The 18,753-nt window shown below is 66.0% G+C and carries 14 protein-coding genes and 1 pseudogene; 11 read left to right on the forward strand and 4 right to left on the reverse strand.

The window, feature by feature from the left end; genetic code table 11:
* Positions 1-42: 42 nt before the first annotated feature.
* Positions 43-1,857, reverse strand: a complete 1,815-nt coding sequence (locus ACW7G0_RS12610; RefSeq protein WP_456990080.1) for a monovalent cation:proton antiporter-2 (CPA2) family protein — start codon at positions 1,855-1,857, stop codon at positions 43-45.
* Between the two features lie 161 nt (positions 1,858-2,018).
* Here ACW7G0_RS12610 and ACW7G0_RS12615 point away from each other — a divergent pair, with 161 nt between their 5' ends.
* Positions 2,019-2,834, forward strand: coding sequence for an energy transducer TonB (locus ACW7G0_RS12615; RefSeq protein ID WP_456990082.1), 816 nt, complete (start codon positions 2,019-2,021; stop codon positions 2,832-2,834).
* Between the two features lie 95 nt (positions 2,835-2,929).
* Here ACW7G0_RS12615 and rho read toward each other — a convergent pair.
* Both rho and trxA read right to left on the reverse strand, forming a co-directional pair.
* Positions 2,930-4,354: pseudogene (gene rho / locus ACW7G0_RS12620) on the reverse strand (transcription termination factor Rho); the annotation flags it as partial.
* Positions 4,355-5,064: 710 nt separating this feature from the next.
* On the reverse strand, positions 5,065-5,391 hold the full coding sequence (trxA, locus tag ACW7G0_RS12625; RefSeq protein ID WP_456962622.1) for a thioredoxin TrxA: 327 nt from the start codon (positions 5,389-5,391) through the stop codon (positions 5,065-5,067).
* 187 nt (positions 5,392-5,578) lie between these two features.
* Between trxA and rhlB the strand changes: the two genes are divergently transcribed.
* From rhlB to ACW7G0_RS12675, 10 genes are all read left to right on the forward strand, one after another.
* The gene (gene rhlB / locus ACW7G0_RS12630) at positions 5,579-7,465 is read left to right on the forward strand and encodes an ATP-dependent RNA helicase RhlB (RefSeq protein WP_456990084.1); all 1,887 of its coding nucleotides are present in this window, start codon (positions 5,579-5,581) and stop codon (positions 7,463-7,465) included.
* 133 nt (positions 7,466-7,598) lie between these two features.
* Positions 7,599-8,285, forward strand: coding sequence for a cell division ATP-binding protein FtsE (gene ftsE, locus ACW7G0_RS12635; protein ID WP_456990086.1), 687 nt, complete (start codon positions 7,599-7,601; stop codon positions 8,283-8,285).
* Positions 8,282-9,250, forward strand: a complete 969-nt coding sequence (gene ftsX, locus ACW7G0_RS12640; RefSeq protein ID WP_456990088.1) for a permease-like cell division protein FtsX — start codon at positions 8,282-8,284, stop codon at positions 9,248-9,250. The genes ftsE and ftsX overlap by 4 nt, the downstream gene beginning before the upstream one ends.
* Positions 9,251-9,255: 5 nt before the next feature.
* Positions 9,256-10,074: a response regulator gene (locus ACW7G0_RS12645; protein ID WP_456990187.1), complete on the forward strand. Its 819-nt coding sequence runs from the start codon at positions 9,256-9,258 to the stop codon at positions 10,072-10,074.
* 94 nt (positions 10,075-10,168) lie between these two features.
* On the forward strand, positions 10,169-11,047 hold the full coding sequence (locus ACW7G0_RS12650; RefSeq protein WP_456990090.1) for an N-formylglutamate amidohydrolase: 879 nt from the start codon (positions 10,169-10,171) through the stop codon (positions 11,045-11,047).
* Complete coding sequence (locus ACW7G0_RS12655) at positions 11,038-12,258, forward strand: tyrosine/phenylalanine carboxypeptidase domain-containing protein (protein WP_456990092.1); 1,221 nt, start codon at positions 11,038-11,040, stop codon at positions 12,256-12,258. Before ACW7G0_RS12650 ends, ACW7G0_RS12655 begins: the two co-directional genes overlap by 10 nt.
* Positions 12,255-13,403: an ATP-grasp domain-containing protein gene (locus tag ACW7G0_RS12660; RefSeq protein ID WP_456990094.1), complete on the forward strand. Its 1,149-nt coding sequence runs from the start codon at positions 12,255-12,257 to the stop codon at positions 13,401-13,403. The genes ACW7G0_RS12655 and ACW7G0_RS12660 overlap by 4 nt, the downstream gene beginning before the upstream one ends.
* An 85-nt stretch (positions 13,404-13,488) precedes the next feature.
* On the forward strand, positions 13,489-14,232 hold the full coding sequence (gene ung / locus ACW7G0_RS12665; RefSeq protein WP_456990095.1) for a uracil-DNA glycosylase: 744 nt from the start codon (positions 13,489-13,491) through the stop codon (positions 14,230-14,232).
* A gap of 126 nt (positions 14,233-14,358) precedes the next feature.
* Entirely contained in the window at positions 14,359-15,237 is an 879-nt protein-coding gene (rpoH, locus tag ACW7G0_RS12670; RefSeq protein ID WP_456990097.1) for an RNA polymerase sigma factor RpoH, read from the forward strand.
* A 298-nt stretch (positions 15,238-15,535) separates the two neighbouring features.
* A complete protein-coding gene (locus tag ACW7G0_RS12675; protein ID WP_456990099.1) occupies positions 15,536-16,318 on the forward strand; it encodes an NYN domain-containing protein in 783 nt (260 codons plus the stop codon).
* Here ACW7G0_RS12675 and ACW7G0_RS12680 read toward each other — a convergent pair.
* Positions 16,312-18,522 carry a primosomal protein N' gene (locus ACW7G0_RS12680; RefSeq protein WP_456990101.1) on the reverse strand — a complete coding sequence of 737 codons (2,211 nt, stop codon included), beginning with the start codon at positions 18,520-18,522 and terminating at the stop codon, positions 16,312-16,314. The genes ACW7G0_RS12675 and ACW7G0_RS12680 overlap by 7 nt on opposite strands.
* Positions 18,523-18,753 lie beyond the last annotated feature (231 nt).

Below are 18,753 nucleotides of genomic sequence, written 5' to 3' on the forward strand. Positions count from 1 at the left end.
CCGGACTTGCGAGCCTTGGCGGCAGTTCTTGCTCGCCGTGGTTTACGGCGGCGCCTCGCGTTTGGTGGTGATACCACCCAGCACGCCTTCCCCGCGGTCGGCATCGAACAACTGCTCCAGCTCGCGACGGGCCAGGGTCGATGCCTGCAATATCGCGTCGTCATCGTCATGCACCCGGTATTGCGCTTCCAGCAAACGTTCGTCGAGCGCCAGGAAGCGCTGGGCGTGGTCATGGGCGAGTTCGGCCGGCAGACCCAGCGCGGCCAGCACGTCCTCGCCGAGCTTCAGGCTGGAGTGCAGCATCTCGCGCGTGCCGCGCGCGCCCAGGTCCATCAGCTGCCAGGCGTGGCGCCGGTCACGCGCCCGTGCGAATACCGTCGCTTGCGGATACAGGTGACGGATCACCCGCACCGTGCGCAGGCTGCTGGCAGGGTCGTCGATCGCGATCACGAATACCTTCACGTGCGCGGCGCCGGCCGAGCGCAACAGCTCCGGTCGCGCCGGATCGCCGTAGAACAACGGGTTGCCGAAGCGACGCATGAAGTCGACCTGGTCGGCGCTGTGCTCGATCGCAATGAACGGGACTTTCTGCGCCACCAGCAATCGCGCCACAATCTGTCCGAAGCGGCCGAAGCCGGCAATCAGTACCTGCGGGTGGCCGTCCTCAGGTGGCGGATCGAAATCGCGTGGCGGCCTGACCACCGGATGGCCGCGCAACAGCCGGGCGACCGCCATCATCAGCAGTGGCGTCAGCGCCATCGAGATACCGACCGCAGCGACCAGGCGGTCGCGCATCACGTCCTCGATCAAGCCGGCCTTGACCGCTTCGGAAAACACCACGAAAGCGAACTCGCCGCCCACCGCCAGCACGCTGCCCAATTGCAGCGCATCACGTCGGGACAGCCGGCCGGGGCGCACGCCAACGCCGACCAGGATGGCGAACTTCACCACGATCAACACCAGCACCATCAGCTCGATCAGCAGTGGTTCGGCGAACACCAGCTTGAGGTCGACACTCATGCCGACGGCCATGAAGAACAGCCCCAGCAGCAAGCCCTTGAACGGCTCGATCTGCGATTCCAGCTCGTGGCGGAACTCCGAGTCGGCCAGCAGCACGCCGGCCAGGAACGCGCCCAGGCCCGCCGACAACCCCGCGCTCTGCATGATCCACGCCGACCCCAGTACCGCCAGCAACGCCGCGCTGGTGAACACCTCGGGCATCGCCGACCGGGCGACGAAGCGGAACACGTGGCGCAGCAGCACCCGCCCGCCAAATACCAGCGCGACGATCGCGAACACCGCTTTCAACACCGCATCCCATCCCAGCCCGCCTTCGGCATGTGCGGCGCCGAGCAACGGGATCGCGGCGAGCAACGGGATGGCGGTCAGGTCCTGGAACAACAGGATCGCGAACGCCAGCCGGCCATGTTCGCTGCTCAATGCCTTGCGCTCCGACAGCAGCTGCAGCCCTACCGCCGTCGACGACAGTGCCAGCCCCAATCCAATCACCAGCGCCGCTCTCCAGCCGAACCCGGCCAGCGTCGCCAGCAGGCCCAGCGCCAGGCCGGTGACGAGCATCTGCGCCCCGCCGGCGCCAAACACCGGCCGCCGCATCACCTTCAAGCGCGCCGGTGAAAGCTCCAGGCCGATCACGAACAGCATCATCACCACGCCGATCTCGGACGCCGCCAGCACCGGCTCCGCGTTGCGGATTACCCGCAGTCCGAAGGGCCCCAGCGCGACGCCCGCGGCCAGGTAGCCCAATACCGCGCCCAGGCCGAAGCGCCGGAACACCGGGACCGCAATCACTGCCGCAAGCAGGAACACCACCGCAAGTTCAAGACCGCCACTGCTCATGCGTCATCCTCCGTTGCTGAATTATGCGCGTGACTCATCAGCAACCACACGGGCGCTGACGTCCGCCCCTTGATCGTGGTATCGCAGGGACAGCCGCGTTTGCGCGGTGCGCTGGTTGTGTCTAGTCTCGAGTACGAACTTGTTATCCAGGGAGGGCGTCAATGCGAATCGCGATCATTGTTCTCGCACTGTTGTTGCCGTTGGCCGCGCACGCTGACGAAAAATCGCCGTCGGTGTTCGAACTCAGTGCTACTGGCGACATCGAGATCGGACCACAGGGTGAGGTCCACTCATACAAACTTGATGAAGGACTGTCGCCGCCGGTGGAGGAGCTGCTGGAGCAGAGTATCCGGCAGTGGCGCTTCGAGCCGATTACCGTCAATGGCGACCCGGTGATTGCCGCGACCCGCATGCGCATCGCATTGCAGGCGCTGCCGACCGGCAGTGATGGCTACCGACTACGCGTCGAGGACGTCTGGTTCGGCGACCCCAGTCGCGAGAAGAATGACATGCAGCCTCCCCACTATCCCCGGAACGCCGTGCGGGCCGGTGTCGGGGCGAAGGTCATGATGGTGGTAAAGATCGATGCGGAAGGCAACGTCGAGCGGGTGCATGCCGAGCAGGTAAGCCTCAGCCAGGAATCACGGCGCGATTCGGTCAACCAGCGTTGGCGCAAGGAGTTCGCCGAGGCCAGCGCGCGGGCAGCGGAGCAGTGGTCGTTTGACATCAGCGAGACGATCGGTGGCAATCCGGTCGGCACCAGCGTCCGGATTCCGGTGTCGTATACGCTCGGCGACAACCGCGACAACGTCAACAACACCTGGCACGGGTATGTCCCTGGGCCACTTAACCCGATCCCCTGGCCGACCGGTAGTTCGGTGGCGGACGCCGGCGCAACCACGCTCAAAGACGGCGAGTTGCGTTCGCTCGGATCGCGGTTCGAGCTTGAAACCGATGTGATCGGCTCGATACTCTGACCGCAGCCCACGCACAACTACTTCGCAAACAAAAACGCCCGGCAACAGATTGCCGGGCGTTTTTATTGGGCCGATCTATTTGGCCGAGTTACAACTCAGCGCTTCATCGAGCCGAAGAACTCGTCGTTGGACTTGGTGCTCTTCATCTTGTCGAGCAGGAACTCCATCGCGCCGATCTCGTCCATGCCGTGCAGCAGCTTGCGCAGGATCCAGATCTTCTGCAGCAGCTCGGGCTCGATCAGGTAATCCTCGCGGCGGGTGCCGGAGCGGTTGATGTCGATGGCCGGGTACACGCGCTTCTCGGCGATGCGGCGGTTGAGGTGGACCTCGGAGTTGCCGGTGCCCTTGAACTCCTCGTAGATCACCTCGTCCATCTTGCTGCCGGTATCGACCAGCGCGGTGGCGATGATCGTCAGCGAGCCGCCTTCCTCGACGTTGCGCGCCGCACCGAAGAACCGCTTCGGGCGGTGCAGGGCGTTGGCGTCGACACCGCCGGACAGCACCTTGCCCGAGCTGGGCAGGACGTTGTTGTAGGCGCGCGCCAGGCGGGTGATCGAGTCGAGCAGGATCACCACGTCCTTCTTGTGCTCGACCAGGCGCTTGGCGCGCTCGATCACCATCTCGGCGACCTGCACGTGGCGGCCGGCCGGCTCGTCGAAGGTCGAGGAGATGACCTCGCCGCGCACGGTGCGCTGCATCTCGGTGACTTCCTCGGGCCGCTCGTCGATCAGCAGCACGATCATGTGCACGTCGGGATGGTTGTGGCTGATCGCGGTGGCGATCTGCTGCATCATCATCGTCTTGCCGGCCTTGGGCGGGCTGACGATCAGCGCGCGCTGGCCCTTGCCCTGCGGCGCCATCAGGTCGAGGATGCGGCCGGTGATGTCCTCGGTGGAGCCGTCACCGCGCTCCAGCTGGAACTTGCGACGCGGGAACAGCGCGGTCAGGTTCTCGAACAGCACTTTGTTCTTGGACGCTTCCAGCGGCTCGCCGTTGATCGTGTCGACGATCGACAGGGCGAAGTAGCGCTCGCCATCCTTCGGGAAGCGGATCCGGCCCGACAAATGGTCGCCGGTGCGCAGGTTGAAGCGGCGGATCTGGCTGGGCGAGATGTAGGTATCGTCCGGGCCGGCCAGGTAGCTGGCCTCGGCCGCGCGCAGGAAGCCGAAGCCGTCCGGCAGGATTTCCAGCACGCCGTCGGCGGCGACGCCTTCGCCGTGGCGGGTCAGCACCTTCAGTACCGCGAAGATGACGTCCTGCTTACGGGCGCGGGCGACGCCTTCGGAGATGTTCAGTACTTCGGCGATGTCGAGCAGCTTCTGCGCCGGCATCCGCTTCAGGTCGCCCAGCGAGTACTTCGGGAAGTCCTCGGGGACCTGCGGGTTGGCGCGCGGGACAAAGGGTTCGTTGCCGCCGTCATCGCTGGGCAGGCCGTCACGGTTGCCGCCACCGCCACCGCCACCGCCCTTGCGATCGCCACGGTCGCGACGACCGCGGAAGCGCTCGCGACGATTGCCGCGACCGCCTTCCTGGTCGCGGTTCTGGCCGTCGCGATGGCTTTCGCGCTGCGGGTTGTTATCGCCGCCGTTGCCGTTGCCGTTGCCGTTGCCATTGCCAGACGCGGGTTGTTCACTCGCGGGCGCTGGATTCTTCTTCGGCGGATTGGCGGCCGCCGGGTCACCGGATGTGGCTATCGGTGCCGGGGTCGCGGACGGTTGGCTCGAAGGCGCCGGGCTTCCAGCTGCCGGACTTGCCGAAGCCGCATCCGGAGCGGGCTTCGCGGCAGGTCGTGGCTCGGTCTTGACGACGTCGGCCTTGGGTGGCGCAGCGGGCTTCGGGGCGGTGGCCTGTGGCGCATCGCTCTGTGGCGCCTCCACCTTGGTGGCGCTGGCTTTGGGGGCTTCGGTCTTGCCGGTGGTGGCGGCAGCCTTGCTGGCACGCGGCTTGCGCACGCGCTTTTCGGCAGTATCGCCGGCGTCGGGGATGTTGTCGGACAAACGGGTATTCCTCGCTAAGCGGCGAGCGTCCGCATCGGGCGGACGAAGCGTCAGGGACGTTGGGTTTCGAGAAGGGTGCGGCGGGGAACGTGCTTTCGCGGACCGTCAGTTACAAGTGGGCCGCTGGGTCGTTCAAGCGCCGGGTACTGCGAAACTAGCATTGCCAACAGCCCTGCCGCAAGTGGTGCGGCAGGGGTAGCTGACTGAACAGTTCAGCTGGGGTGCAAAAAAGCTCAGAGCACCTTGTCGATCATCTGCGCCAGTTGCACCTTGCCGACCGCGCCAATCTGGGTCTGCTGGACTTCGCCGTCCTTGAACAGCAGCAGCATCGGGATCGAGCGCACGTGGTACTTCATTGCGGTGGCGCGGTTGTGATCGACGTTCAGCTTGGCAATCTTGACCTTGCCGGCATAGTCGTCGGCGAGCTGGTCCAGCGCCGGGGCGATCATCTTGCACGGGCCACACCATTCGGCCCAGAAGTCGACCAGTACCGGCTCGGATGATTGCAGTACGACAGCGTCGAAATCGGCATCGCTGACCTGGATGGTTTTATCGCTCACGTGGTTCTCCTGGGGTGGGGCGGGCGCCGATGGCAGGTTTTGCCGGGCTTTGCGCTAAGCTGGGGCGTTTCGCGGCGGCTTCAAGGCCTCCGTACGCTGTGGTCAGGACATGCTGACCGACCTTGGCAGTCTGCTTGGCGGACGCCACCCACGCAAGCGCAGTCCTGCGCGCGGATTCCTGAAACATATGAGTGACAAGCCTTTAACCGACATTACCTTTGATTCCTTTGACCTCCACCCGCGGCTGTTGGCCGGGCTGGAGTCCGCTGGTTTCACCCGTTGTACCCCGATCCAGGCGATGAGCCTGCCGGTCGCGCTGAAGGGCGGCGATGTCGCCGGCCAGGCCCAGACCGGCACCGGCAAGACGTTGGCGTTCCTGGTCGCCACGATCAACCGCCTGCTGACCCAGCCGGCGCTGGCCGAGCGCAAGCCCGGCGATCCCCGTGCGCTGATCCTGGCGCCCACCCGCGAGCTGGCGATCCAGATCCACAAGGATGCGGTCAAGCTCGGGCCGGAAGTGGGCCTGACATTCGCGCTGGTGTACGGCGGCGTGGATTACGACAAGCAGCGCGAGCTGCTGCAGCAGGGCGTGGACGTGATCATCGCCACCCCCGGCCGGCTGATCGACTACGTCAAGCAACACAAGGTGGTCAGCCTGCACGCCTGCGAGGTCTGCGTGCTGGATGAGGCCGACCGGATGTTCGATCTTGGTTTCATCAAGGACATCCGCTTCCTTTTGCGGCGGATGCCGGGGTGCACGATCCGACAGACCCTGTTGTTCTCGGCGACGTTGAGCCATCGCGTGCTCGAGTTGGCCTATGAGCACATGAACGAGCCGCAGAAGCTGGTCGTCGAGTCGGAGTTCATCACCACCTCGACGGTGCGCCAGTTGCTGTACTTCCCCGCCGACGAAGAGAAGATCCCGCTGTTGCTGGGCCTTCTGTCGCGCAGCGAAGGCGCGCGCACCATGGTGTTCGTCAACACCAAGGTCTGGGTCGAGCGGGTTGCCCGCGCGCTGGAAAAGGGCGGTTACCGGGTTGGTGTACTCAGCGGCGACGTGCCGCAGAAGAAGCGTGAGTCGTTGTTGGCCAAGTTCCAGAAAGGCCAGTTGGAAGTGCTGGTGGCGACCGACGTTGCCGCCCGCGGCCTGCATATCGACGGGGTCAAGTACGTCTACAACTACGACCTGCCGTTCGACGCCGAGGATTACGTCCATCGCATTGGCCGCACCGCGCGGCTGGGTGAGGAAGGCGATGCGATCAGTTTCGCCTGCGAGCGCTATGCCATTGGACTGCCTGACATCGAGGCCTACATCGAACAGAAGATCCCGACGGCACGGGTCGAGCCGGAGTTGCTGGTGCCGCTGCCGCGCCCGGTGCGTGAAAAGGTCGAAGGCGAAGAGCAGGAAAGCGTTGGCGCGATCTTCAAGGAAGCGCGCGAGCAGCGTGCCGTCGAGGAGGAGCGCCGCGGGGGGCGTAGCCGTACTGGTGGCAGTGGTAGCGGTGCAGGTCGAACCGGCGCTGGTAGCCGCCGTGATGGCGCTTCCGGATCACCGGGTCCACGCCGCGCGGCCGCAGCCGGTGCTGCCGCCGTGAACAGCGAGCCCGGTATCGATGCCAGCGCGAGTGCGGATACCGCAGTCACCGCTCCCGCGCAAAGCACCCCGTTGCACGGTGCGCCGAAGCCGGCTCCGCAGTCGGCAGCTCCCGGCGCCGGGAGCGCGACGGCCGAGGGCGATGAAGCCGCTCGTCCGCCACGCAAGCGTCGCCGGCGACGCCGTGGGCGCAAGCTCGAGGAAGGCCAGACCAGCGGACAGGCCGGGGACCAGACAGCGCAGGCGCCAACCCCGGCCGCAGCCGGCAAGACCCCGGCCGGCAAGACCGGAAATGCAAACGCTCAGCCATCGCGGAGCACGGGCAACAGCTCCGGCTCGACCCGACAGGTCACTGCCAACAAGGTGGTTTCGCAGCCCAGGACGCCGCCGTCGTCCAGCGACGAGAAATCCGGACTCCTCGGTCGCATCGGACGCGGATTGAAGTCACTGGTGACCCGCGGGCCACGTTCCAACCACTGATCCCGTCGGCGGGGCCGATACCGGTCCCGTCGCTTGGACATCTCCCGGTGATTGGCGCCACGTCGGACAGTGGCGCTAGCCATTGCCGCCGCCGCCGTCGATACTTGGCGCCATCGTCTTCGACAGGTGCGCGATGAGCGTCTTGCGCTTCGACAACGTCAGCAAGCAATACAGCGGTGGTCGCCAGGCCTTGGCCGAGGTCAGCTTCGAGGTCGCGTCGGGCGAGATGCTGTTCGTCACCGGGCATTCCGGTGCCGGCAAGAGCACCTTGCTGAAGCTGATCCACCTGTCCGAGCGGCCCAGTTACGGCGCGGTGCTGTTTGGCGACAAGAACCTGATGCGGGTGCGTGGCCGCAGGATTGCGATGCATCGGCGCCAGGTCGGCGTGGTGTTCCAGGACCATCGCTTGCTGGCCGACCGCAGTGTCGCCGACAACGTTGCCTTGCCACTGTTGCTGCAGGGCCTGCGCCGGGCCGAGATCATCAAGCGGGTACGTGCCGTGTTGGACCGGGTCAGCCTGGGCGCGCGGGCACAGGCATTGCCGTCCCAGCTGTCGGCCGGCGAGCAACAGCGCGTCGGGATCGCCCGGGCGATCGTGGGCGAGCCCTCGTTGCTGGTTGCCGACGAGCCCACCGGCAACCTGGACCCGACCTTGTCGGCGGAGATCATGACCCTGTTCGAGTCGCTGCCCGAGCGCGGCACCAGCGTGCTGATCGCCAGTCATGACCTGGCCCTGGTCAAGCGGATGAAGAAGCGCGTGCTGGTGCTCAACCAGGGCCAACTGGTGGATGACATATCGCCCGAGGACCTTGCCGAATGACCGGACCCGGTACCCGCGCCGAGACTCAGGCGAAGGCGCGTTCGCGCACTCATCGCGGCGGACTGGGGACCTGGTTCGACCACCACGTCTACAGTCTGGTCGCCAGCGTGGGACGCATGGCGCGCAAGCCGTGGTCGACGGCATTGACGATTGGGGTGATGGCGTTGGCGTTGGCGCTGCCGCTGGGGCTGTGGTCGGCGCTGGCCAATGTCGAGCGCTTCGCCGGCGACGTCCAGGAGGCCCGACAGGTCAGCGTTTTCCTGAAGTCGGAGATCAGCCTGGATCGTGCCCGCGCGCTTGCCGACGAACTGCGCGAGCGTCCCGACGTGGCGGCGGTGGAATGGCGCACGCCGGAGCAGGGGCTGGCCGAATTACGCGAGACCAGCGGCCTGGGAGAAACGATTTCCAGCCTCGACGGCAATCCGTTGCCGAGCTTGCTGGTGGTCCGGCCCAGCGGTGATGAAGCCTTGTTGGCCGCGTCGCTGGAGCAGTTGCCGGAGGCAGACATCGTCCAGCACGACGCGGCCTGGCGCGTGCGCCTCGACGGCTGGTTGCGGTTCGGCGGACGCCTGGCCTGGGTGCTGGCGGCGATGCTCGGCCTGGGCGCGTTGCTGGTGGTCGGCAATACCGTGCGCCTGGACATCCAGCAACGCACCGATGAGATCAACGTGCTGCAACTGCTGGGCGCTGCCGATGGCTTCATCCGGCGTCCGTTCCTGTACCTGGGCCTTGGTTATGGTCTGGTCGCCGGGGCGTTGGCGCTGGCCCTGCTGACCGGAGCGGACCTGTCGCTGCGCGTTCCGCTGGCCGAGCTTGCCAGCAGTTACGGCAGCAATTTCGCCCTGCAGGGGTTCAGTGTCCGTGTCGCGATCGCGGTCGTGGCCGGTGCCGGCGTGCTGGGCTGGATCGGTGCCTGGCTGGTCACCGGACACTACCTGCGCCAGACCCGGCCGACCGACACATGACCGCCATGGCCGACAAGTTGCGGCACGTCGCCAACACCGTTCCCCGGGTGATGGTGGTCGATGGCTCGCGACTGGTGCGGCGCTTGATCGGCGATGTACTGGTGCGCGAGTTGGAGCATGTCGAGGTGGTGCCGTGTGCCAGCATCGCCGAGGCCGGCGACGCGCTTGCCGCCGGCCCGGTGGACCTGGTCACCACCGCGTTGGCGCTGCCCGACGGTGACGGCATCGCGTTGGCGCGGACCGTGCGCGAGGCGGCGGGCCAGGCCTACGTGCCGGTCATCGTGGTCTCCGCCGACGCCCAGACGCACCTGGAGTCGCGCCAGTTCACCGAGGACGTCACCGACTATTTCGACAAGTCGCTCGGCCATGCTGCGCTGGCCACGTTCATTTGCGGCTACGTGCAACCGCAGACGATTCCCGGCGCCCGCGTGTTGTACGTCGAGGACAGCCGGGTGGTGGCGTTGGCGACCAAGCGGATGCTGGAGCGGCAGCAACTGGAAGTGCTGCATTTCGTCGGCGTGGAGGAAGCGCTGGAGTACCTGGAAGGCCATCGTGGCCAAGCCGATCCGGGTACCGACCTGGTGCTGACCGACGTCTACCTGAAAGGTGAGCTGGAGGGCAGCGACCTGCTCGACCGGCTGCGCAACGATTTCGGTTACGGCAAGCGCCGCCTGCCGGTATTGGTGATGACCGGCGATGCCAACCTCGACAACCAGAGCGCGCTGCTGCGTGCCGGCGCCAACGACCTGGTGCTCAAGCCCATCGAGGAGCGGTTGCTGGTGACCAAGACCCTGTTCCAACTGCGGTTGGCGAAACTGGCCTGAGCACGGGCGTTTCGCGGCCGGCTTTTGCGTTTCAATTCGAGCTCCGTTCAGCGTTCTCACGAGCAGGTCATGCCGGCGATGTGAGCATGACTGCATGCACAAAGCCGATGCCGCACCGACCCGCTTCACTGAATATCAGTTCAGCGAAATCGACTTCAGCGAAGACAAAAAGCTGCTCCTTGCCGAGCCCAACCCGGACTGGGACGTCGTGCTGGGCCACGGCCCGGTAGTCGCCACCGCCATTCACGACGGCCACGCGATACGACCCTCGTTGCGCTCGCACCTGGCCGTCACCGATGACGAGCGACGCCGCGAGGAGGATCCGCTGACCGGCCTGTTGACCGCCGTCGGCGACGTGCGCATCCGGGTCGATGCCTCGCGCTTCCAGGCCGACCTCAACCGCCCGCGCGAGAAGGCCATCTCGACCGATCCGGCGGATACCTGGGGTTTGCGCGTCTGGCGTGGCGAGCTGCCCGCCACCGAGCGCGACCAGTCACTGGCCGACTACGACGCTTTCTACGCCATGGCGGGCGAGTTGATCGAACGGTTGATCGACCGCTGGGGCAGCGTGCTGTTGATCGATATCCACAGCTACAACCACCGGCGCGACGGTGCCAATGCCGCGCCGGCCCCGCAGCAGGACAATCCCGATATCGAGCTGGGCGTGACCACGCTGGATCCGGACCGCTGGGGCGAGGTCGCGCTGCGTTTTGCGCAGGCCTTGCGCGATACCCCGGTTGCGGGGCGCCATCCCGACGTACGCGAGAACGTGCGCTTCCCGACCGGCGGGTATTTCCCGGAATGGGTGTACGCCACCTGGGGCGAACGGGTCTGCACGATCTCGCCGGAATACAAGAAAATCTACATGGACGAGTGGACCGGACAGGCCGATATCGCGGCGCTGGAGGACTTTCGCCGCGGCCTGCACAACGCCGTCGACGCAGTGCGCGGGCAGTTCACCGCATGCACGTGAATTCGCCCTCGCTCCCGCCATCGCCGACGCCGCGGGCGACGCGCCCGCTGCCGCCGGTTGCCGCACGGGTCGACGTTGAACTGGCGCGCATGGACGGCGAAGTCGACTGGCTGTTGGCGCTGTCGCCCATCTGCAACGACCAGCTATGGAGCAGTTTCGAAGCCAGCGGATACACCGCGATCGAACCGTTGCAGTACATCGACCTGGAGGTCGACCTGCACGCCGTCCGGGAGCGCTTGCGCGGGCTGCCGGTGGACGACATCGAGTCGCCGTTGTTGTCCGGCCTGCTGTCGGAGAAGCAACGTGAACTGGAGCGGCAGATCGAGTTGGTGCGGCTGCGCGGTACCGATGGCTTCATCAACGCCAGCCTGGATTTGTTTGGTGGCGTGGATCCGCCGCTGCTGCAACTGGCCAACGAGATCCTGGCTCAGGTCCAGCCGGGCACCGGTCAACAGGCGGACGCCGGCATCGACGAGATCATGGCGGCGGTGGAAGCGGAAGCGGACTGGTACCGCCAGCAATCGCCGGATTTCCATTTCCAGGTGGTGGTCGATACCGATCTCAACTCGCTGATGATGGTCTCGCACGGCACGTTCTACGTTGACGGCGATATCCGCATCCCGCACGCGCGCGTGCAGCCGTTGATCCAGCACGAGATCGGCACCCACGTGGTGACCCGGCACAACGGCCACCGGCAACCGCTGCAGCAGCTCGAGGTCGGGCTGGCCCATTACGATCCGCTGCAGGAGGGTCTGGGCGTACTGGCCGAGTACCTCGCCGGCTACCTGCCCGCCGAGCGGCTGCGCTTGCTGGCCGCGCGCGTGGTCGCGACCGAGATGGCGATCCACGGCGAGGACGTGCCGGCGATCTTCGACCTGCTGCACCGGACCCACGCGTTTCCCACCGAGGATGCCTTCGATGTCGCCGTTCGCGCGCGCCGCGGCGGTGGCCTGACCAAGGACGCGGTGTACCTAAGCGGTCTGCGCGACCTGATTGATTACCTGCACGCCGGCGGTGCGTTCGAGCCGTTGTTCATCGGCAAGTTCGCCCTGTCGCACCGGGTGGTGCTGGACCAGTTGCTGGAAGAGGGCTGGGCGAGCATGCCCGACTTGCTGCCGCGCTATTGCAGTTTCCCGGAAACCGAAGCGCGTCTGGCCCGATGCCGGACCCTTCCCGTTACCCAGTTATTCCACAAGGAACCCGCCACATGAGCAGCACCTCCAAGGCCGATCCAGGCGACAAGACCTCCACCGTGGCCGAGCCGGCCGCCAGCGCGGCGGCATCGCCGGAGCCAGTCCGGCCCGACCCGATCAAACTCGGCTTCGTCATCAACGACATGGCGACCGAAAAGAACAACTACACCACCATCCGGCTCGCGCGCACGGCGATCAATCGCGGCCATTCGGTGGCGCTGATCGGACTGGGTGACTTCATCTACGATGCCAACGGCACCATTCGCGCGATCGCCCACATACCGCGCCACACGCAGTACAAGGACGACGACGAGCTGCTCGCCGACCTGCAGGACGAGGGCGCGGAGACCCAGCGCATCTCGGTGGAAGAACTGGACGTGCTGCTGCTGCGCAGCGACCCGGCCGAGGAGGTGGTCGACCGGCCATGGGCGCCGAACAGCGGCTTGTTGTTCGCCCAGTTGGCCGCGCTGCGCCACGTGATCGTGCTCAACGATCCCACCCACCTGACCGACGCGTCCAACAAGACCTACTTCCAGCATTTCCCCGAAGAGGTGCGGCCGGTTACCTGCATCACCCTGGACGCCGACGAGATCAAGTCGTTCATCAAATCCCACGACGGTTACGGCGTGATCAAGCCGCTGCAGGGCTCGGGCGGGCAGAGCGTGTTCGTGGTGACCCCCGACAGCGACGCCAACCTCAACCAGATGATCGACGCGGTGACCCGCGACGGCTATGCCATCGTGCAGGAATACCTGCCCAAGGCGGCTGATGGTGACCTGCGCCTGTTGACCTTGAACGGCCGGCCGTTGATGGTCGACGGCCATTACGCCTGTTTCCGTCGCTACAACGACAGCGGCGATGCGCGCAGCAACATCACCGCCGGCGGCAAGATCGAGATGGCCGTGCCCGATGCCGATGCGCTGCGCCTGGCCGAGATCGTCGGGCCCAAGCTGATGCGCGATGGCATGTATCTGGCCGGGCTGGATATCGTTGGCGACAAGATGATGGAGATCAACGTCGATACGCCCGGCGGCATCAACATGGCCGAGGAGCTGACCGGCGTCGACTTCAGCAGCCATATCATTGGGGACCTGGAGCGCAAGGTCCGGCTGCGCGACCAGTACAAGCGCACCTTGAGCAACACCGAGCTGGCGATGATGTGATCGCGCCCGGCTTTGTCGAGTCCGCCACTTTGCTTTCCTCGCGGCCATCGGGTCTGATCGTGCTCCGGCCCCGCACGTGATTCCCATGGCAGACGACGCGCGCATCAAGCTCGAACCTTCCTGGCGCTCCCGCGTCGGCGACTACCTGCTGCTCGATGAGATGCAGGCGTTGTCCGCGTTTCTTCGTCAGCGCCATGCCGGGGGTGCCCGGATCTATCCGCCCGGCCGGGACATCTTTGCCGCCTTCGATGCCACGCCGTTCGATGCGGTCAAGGTCGTGATCCTCGGTCAGGATCCGTACCACGGGCCGGGCCAAGCGCACGGCTTGTGCTTCTCGGTGCGACCGGGGGTGCCGGTCCCGCCGTCGTTGCTGAACATCTACAAGGAGATCGAACGTGACGTCGGTGTCGCCCGTCCCGACCACGGCTGCCTGCTGCCATGGGCCCATCGTGGGGTGTTGTTGCTCAATGCGGTGCTGACGGTGGAAGCCGGTCGCGCGGGTGCCCACCAAGGCAAGGGCTGGGAAGGATTCACCGATCACGTCGTGGACACCCTCAACCGCGAACGCGAGGGTCTGGTATTCCTGTTGTGGGGCAGCTACGCGCAGAAGAAGGGCCAGATCATTGATCGCCAGCGGCACAAGGTCCTGAAGGCGCCGCACCCCTCACCGCTGTCGGCCCACCGCGGGTTTACCGGCTGCGGGCATTTTTCCACCGTCAACCAGTACCTGTCCCGGCGCGGCCAGGCACCGGTCGACTGGACGCTGCCAAGCGCCGCGGCACTCCCCGGAACCGCTGCTGATGACCCCGATTCGACCAGTGCGGTTTGATCGGGAACTCACGCCGCCGCTGGCAGTCTGTAGGTACGAGAATCCTGGCGACTGTCCCATGAACGGAACACTGCCGCCCAATCGATCCATTAGCACACACTCATATAGCCTGCTAAAATGCGCCCCATGACTGATATCGCCATTGCCAATCCTCTTGTATCCAACAGCCTGCCGGTTCCCAGTGCGCTGGGATCGCTGGATGCCTATATCGGTGCGGTCCACCGCATCCCCGTGCTCACCGTCGAGAACGAGCAGGCACTTGCACGCCGCTTCCTTGGTGAGGAAGACCTCGGCGCCGCGCAGGAGCTGGTCCATTCGCATCTGCGCTTCGTGGTCCACGTGGCTCGCGGCTACAACGGTTACGGGCTGGCGCTGGGCGACCTGATCCAGGAAGGCAACATCGGCCTGATGAAGGCGGTCAAGCGCTTCGATCCCGACCAGGGCGTACGCTTGGTCAGCTTTGCGGTGCACTGGATCCGCGCCGAGATGCACGAGTTCATCCTCAAGAACTGGCGCATCGTCAAGGTCGCCACCACCAAGGCGCAGCGCAAGCTGTTCTTCAATCTGCGACGCAGCAAGAAGCGCCTGGGCTGGATGAACGCCGAGGAGGTGCGGGTAGTGGCACGCGACCTCAATGTGTCCGAGCGTGAAGTGCTGGAGATGGAGTCGCGGCTGTCCGGCCGCGACATCGGCTTTGACGCGCCGACCGCGGACGACGAAGAACGCGCCCCGCCATCGCCTGCCGCCTACCTGCGCACCCACGACGAGGACCCGTCGCAGATCTACGAGCGCGAGGACCAGGAAGACCACCAGGTGGGTCTGCTCCATGAAGGCTTGGCAAAGCTCGACGAGCGCTCCCGCGACATCGTCGCCCGGCGCTGGCTTGGCAACGAGAACAAGGTGACCTTGCAGGAACTGGCCGACGAGTACGGCGTATCCGCCGAACGGATCCGCCAGATCGAGGCCAACGCGATGAAGAAGATGCGCACGCTGTTCGCCGCGTAGTACTGAGCTCTACATCGCAGTGATCCACAACGGCCCGGGAAACCGGGCCGTTTGCGTTTGGGAGCGAAGTAAAAAAACCGGGAAAGAAGAAGGGCTCGTCATCCCCGCGAAGGCGGGGATCCATGGACTTGGATATTCAAGCAACTAACGCTCATGGTGTTGCACTTCGATACTGAGAATACCCGGTAAGGACCGGTTATCGGGCGGACTGCTCGAAGCTCCTGGTCGGCAACACGGGCTGGCAATGATGACGGTGGTGATGCGTTAGGCTCGACGCAAACCGCATGGAGCCTTACCGATGGCCGATACCGACAAGCGCATTGCCCTGCTGATCGACGCCGACAACGCGCCGGCCGCCAAGATCGACGTCATCCTGGCCGAGGTCGCCCGCTACGGCGTGGCCAACGTGCGGCGCGCCTACGGCGACTGGAAGAACCCGCACCTGAAAAGCTGGGAAGGCTGCCTGCACCAATACGCGATCCGCCCGGTCCAGCAATTCGCCTACAGCCGCGGCAAGAATGCCTCCGACATGGCCATGGTGATCGACGCGATGGACCTGCTGTACGCGCGCAACCTGGACGGGTTCGCGATCGTGTCGAGCGACGCCGACTTCACCCCGCTGGTGATGCGGTTGCTGACCGACGGCGTCAAGGTCTACGGCTTCGGCGAGAAGAAGACCCCCGAACCGTTCGTCAACGCGTGCTCGAAGTTCACCTACGTCGAGGCGCTTGGCCAACCCGAGCAGGTCGGCGCGAGCACCGCGACCCCCGCGAGCAGTGCCTCGGCCCTGCGCGGCGATGCGCGTTTGTTGCAGATGTTGCGCGGCGCCGTCGACTCGGCCAGCAGCGACGATGGCTGGTCACGATTGGGTGCGGTCGGCCAGCAGATCGGCAACCAAGCTTCATTTGACTCGCGCAACTACGGCTACCGCAAGCTCAGTGACCTGATCGAGGCTACCGGCGTGTTCGACGTGCGTCGTGACGAGCAGACCGTGCTGGTGCGTGAGAAGCCGGCGCGCGCCACCGCCAAGAAGGCGCCGGCGCGAAAGAAGGCGGCGCCGGCAATCCGGGCTGCTCAGTAAAGATCGACTGGATCGACGTCCAGCGACCAGCGCACCTTGCGCGCTTCCGGCATTGCATGGATGGTCGGCAATGCGGCATCAAGGGCAGCGTGCAGGCTCCGCCGTCCGGGTGACGACAGCAACAGCTGGCTGCGCTGGTAGCCGGCGCGGCGCGGCATCGGGGCCGGCAACGGGCCGCTGAGTTCCAATGTTGCGTCCGCCTGGGCTTCAATCGCGGAGCGCGCCGATTGCAGGAAGCCATCGGCCAGCTCGACCTGCTTGGCTTCCGCCCGCAACATGGCCAGATGGGTGAACGGCGGCAAGCCTGCGGCTTCACGCTGTCCCAGTTCCGCATGGGCGAACGCGCCATAGCCGCCACTGAGTAGCGTGGCCAGCAACGGGTGCTCGGGATGGTGGGTCTGCAGTACGACCTGACCCGGCTTGTCGGCGCGGCCGGCGCGACCGGCGACCTGGATCAGCAATTGCGCGAGCTTCTCCGGCGCGCGGAAGTCCGCACTGAACAACCCCTCGTCGATGCCGACCACGGCCACCAAGGTCAGGTTCGGCAGGTCGTGGCCCTTGGCCAGCATCTGGGTGCCGATCAGGATGCCGGGATGGTTGCCGAACTGCGCCAGGTGGTCTTCCAGGGCGTCGCGGCGGCGGGTGGTGCCGCGATCGATCCGCAGCACTGGCAGGTCGACGAAGCGCTCGCGTAGTGCCTCTTCAATCCGTTCCGTGCCCGCGCCTTGGGACTGCAGCGCCAGCCCGCCGCAATCCGGACAGGCATTGGGGGCCGGCCGGCGCGCGCCGCAGTGGTGGCATTGCAGTCGCCTGCCGGAAGCATGCACGGTCATCGGCGTGCCCTGGGTCGGCGTGCTGCAGCGCTGGCATTGCGCGCTCCAGCCGCAGTCGTGGCACAGCAGCACCGGTGCGTAACCGCGGCGGTTCTTGAACACCAGCACCTGGCCGTCGGCGGCCAGTGCATGCTCGACCGATTCCAGCAGTTCCGGCGACAGCCCCGCCTGCAGCGGCCGCTTGCGCACGTCCAGCACCCGCACCCGGGGCGGCCGGGCGTTGCCGGCGCGCTGGTGCAGCCGCAGGTGGGTGTGACGGCCGGTTTGCGCGTTGTGCAGCGACTCCAGCGACGGGGTGGCACTGCCCAGGACGATCGGCACGCCCAGTGCCTTGGCCCGGACCAGGGCGAAGTCGCGCGCGTGGTAGCGGATCCCGTCAAGCTGCTTGAAGCTGCTGTCGTGCTCTTCGTCGATGATGATGATCCCGGCCTCGGGCAGCGGCAGGAACACCGCCGAACGCGTGCCGAGGATGACCCGCGCCTCGCCGCGCAGGCAGGCGGTCCAGGTGCGCGCGCGCTCGCCATCGGACAATCCCGAGTGCAGCAGGTGCACCGGCACTCCGAGGCGGGCGCGAAAGCGGCCGAGCAACTGCGGGGTCAGCCCGATCTCAGGTACCAGCACCAGTGCCTGGCAGCCGCGCGCGAGGCAGTCGGCGATCGCGTGCAGGTAGACCTCGGTCTTGCCGCTACCGGTGACCCCGTCCAGCAGGAAGGGTGCGAACTCGTCACGACGGGCCAGCAGCGCGTCCACTGCCAACTGTTGCTCGGCGTTCAAGCTAGGCCCGGCGCCTGGAGGGGCCAGCCGTTGCGATGGCGCGATGGCGATCCGCTTGGCCAGGCCCCGTTTGGCCAGCGAGCGCGCCGCGCTGCGCCAGTCCGTGATCGGCGGGTCGAGTGCATCCTCGGGCACCGCGCCCGCTTGCAGCCGCTCGGCCAGCTGTCGGGGTCGTCCGGCGCGCATCCCGTCCAGCGCCGTCTGGCCGGCCGGGGTCAGTTGCCACGCCCACGCATGGGTGTCGGGCAGTGGCTCACCATGGCGCAGTGGCCCCGGTAGCGCGGTGGCGAAGACCTCGCCCAGCGGCGCGTGCGCGTAACGGGCCAGCCAGCGCAGTGAGGCCAGCAACTCCCCGCCAAACAGCGGTGTGGGATCGAGTACCGCCAACACCGGCTTCAGGGCCGGTGCGCCGGGCTCGGCGTCGTTGCCCAGCGCCGCCACCACCCCAATCCGTTCGCGTGGGCCAAAGGGCACCCGCACGCGGCTGCCGATACTGGCAGGCGTGCCTGAATCGGGCGCCAGATAGTCGAACAGTCGCGGCAATGGCAACGGCAGCGCGACGCGTACGACGTGCGGAACGGGTGGGTGGACAGGCATCGCTCCAGTCTAGCGGTCGGGCCCAATTCACCGGAGTCAAGGGTGAGTGAAGTTGCAGGCCATTGTTGCCTGAACCGTGACGAAGTGTGCGCAAGCTCCCGTTTTTGAAGGGGTTTGTCTTTATCCACATTAGTTGTGGATAACTCTGTGGATGGGACCTCGGCAATATTGCGTGATCGCGACGGCACAAGCCCTTCAGCCGGGTTGATGAAAAAAGCGCCAAACCTGATA

It is taken from the genome of Lysobacter sp. A286 (assembly GCF_054052105.1).

Coding starts and splice junctions, on each gene's coding strand:
- ACW7G0_RS12680 (WP_456990101.1), bottom strand. CDS start 18,522: ATGCCTGTCCACCCACCCGTTCCGCACGTCGTACGCGTCGCGCTGCCG.
- ACW7G0_RS12645 (WP_456990187.1), top strand. CDS start 9,256: ATGGCCGACAAGTTGCGGCACGTCGCCAACACCGTTCCCCGGGTGATG.
- ACW7G0_RS12615 (WP_456990082.1), top strand. CDS start 2,019: ATGCGAATCGCGATCATTGTTCTCGCACTGTTGTTGCCGTTGGCCGCG.
- ACW7G0_RS12655 (WP_456990092.1), top strand. CDS start 11,038: ATGCACGTGAATTCGCCCTCGCTCCCGCCATCGCCGACGCCGCGGGCG.
- ftsE (WP_456990086.1), top strand. CDS start 7,599: ATGAGCGTCTTGCGCTTCGACAACGTCAGCAAGCAATACAGCGGTGGT.
- ACW7G0_RS12675 (WP_456990099.1), top strand. CDS start 15,536: ATGGCCGATACCGACAAGCGCATTGCCCTGCTGATCGACGCCGACAAC.
- ACW7G0_RS12650 (WP_456990090.1), top strand. CDS start 10,169: ATGCACAAAGCCGATGCCGCACCGACCCGCTTCACTGAATATCAGTTC.
- rhlB (WP_456990084.1), top strand. CDS start 5,579: ATGAGTGACAAGCCTTTAACCGACATTACCTTTGATTCCTTTGACCTC.
- ACW7G0_RS12660 (WP_456990094.1), top strand. CDS start 12,255: ATGAGCAGCACCTCCAAGGCCGATCCAGGCGACAAGACCTCCACCGTG.
- ung (WP_456990095.1), top strand. CDS start 13,489: ATGGCAGACGACGCGCGCATCAAGCTCGAACCTTCCTGGCGCTCCCGC.
- ftsX (WP_456990088.1), top strand. CDS start 8,282: ATGACCGGACCCGGTACCCGCGCCGAGACTCAGGCGAAGGCGCGTTCG.
- ACW7G0_RS12610 (WP_456990080.1), bottom strand. CDS start 1,857: ATGAGCAGTGGCGGTCTTGAACTTGCGGTGGTGTTCCTGCTTGCGGCA.
- rpoH (WP_456990097.1), top strand. CDS start 14,359: ATGACTGATATCGCCATTGCCAATCCTCTTGTATCCAACAGCCTGCCG.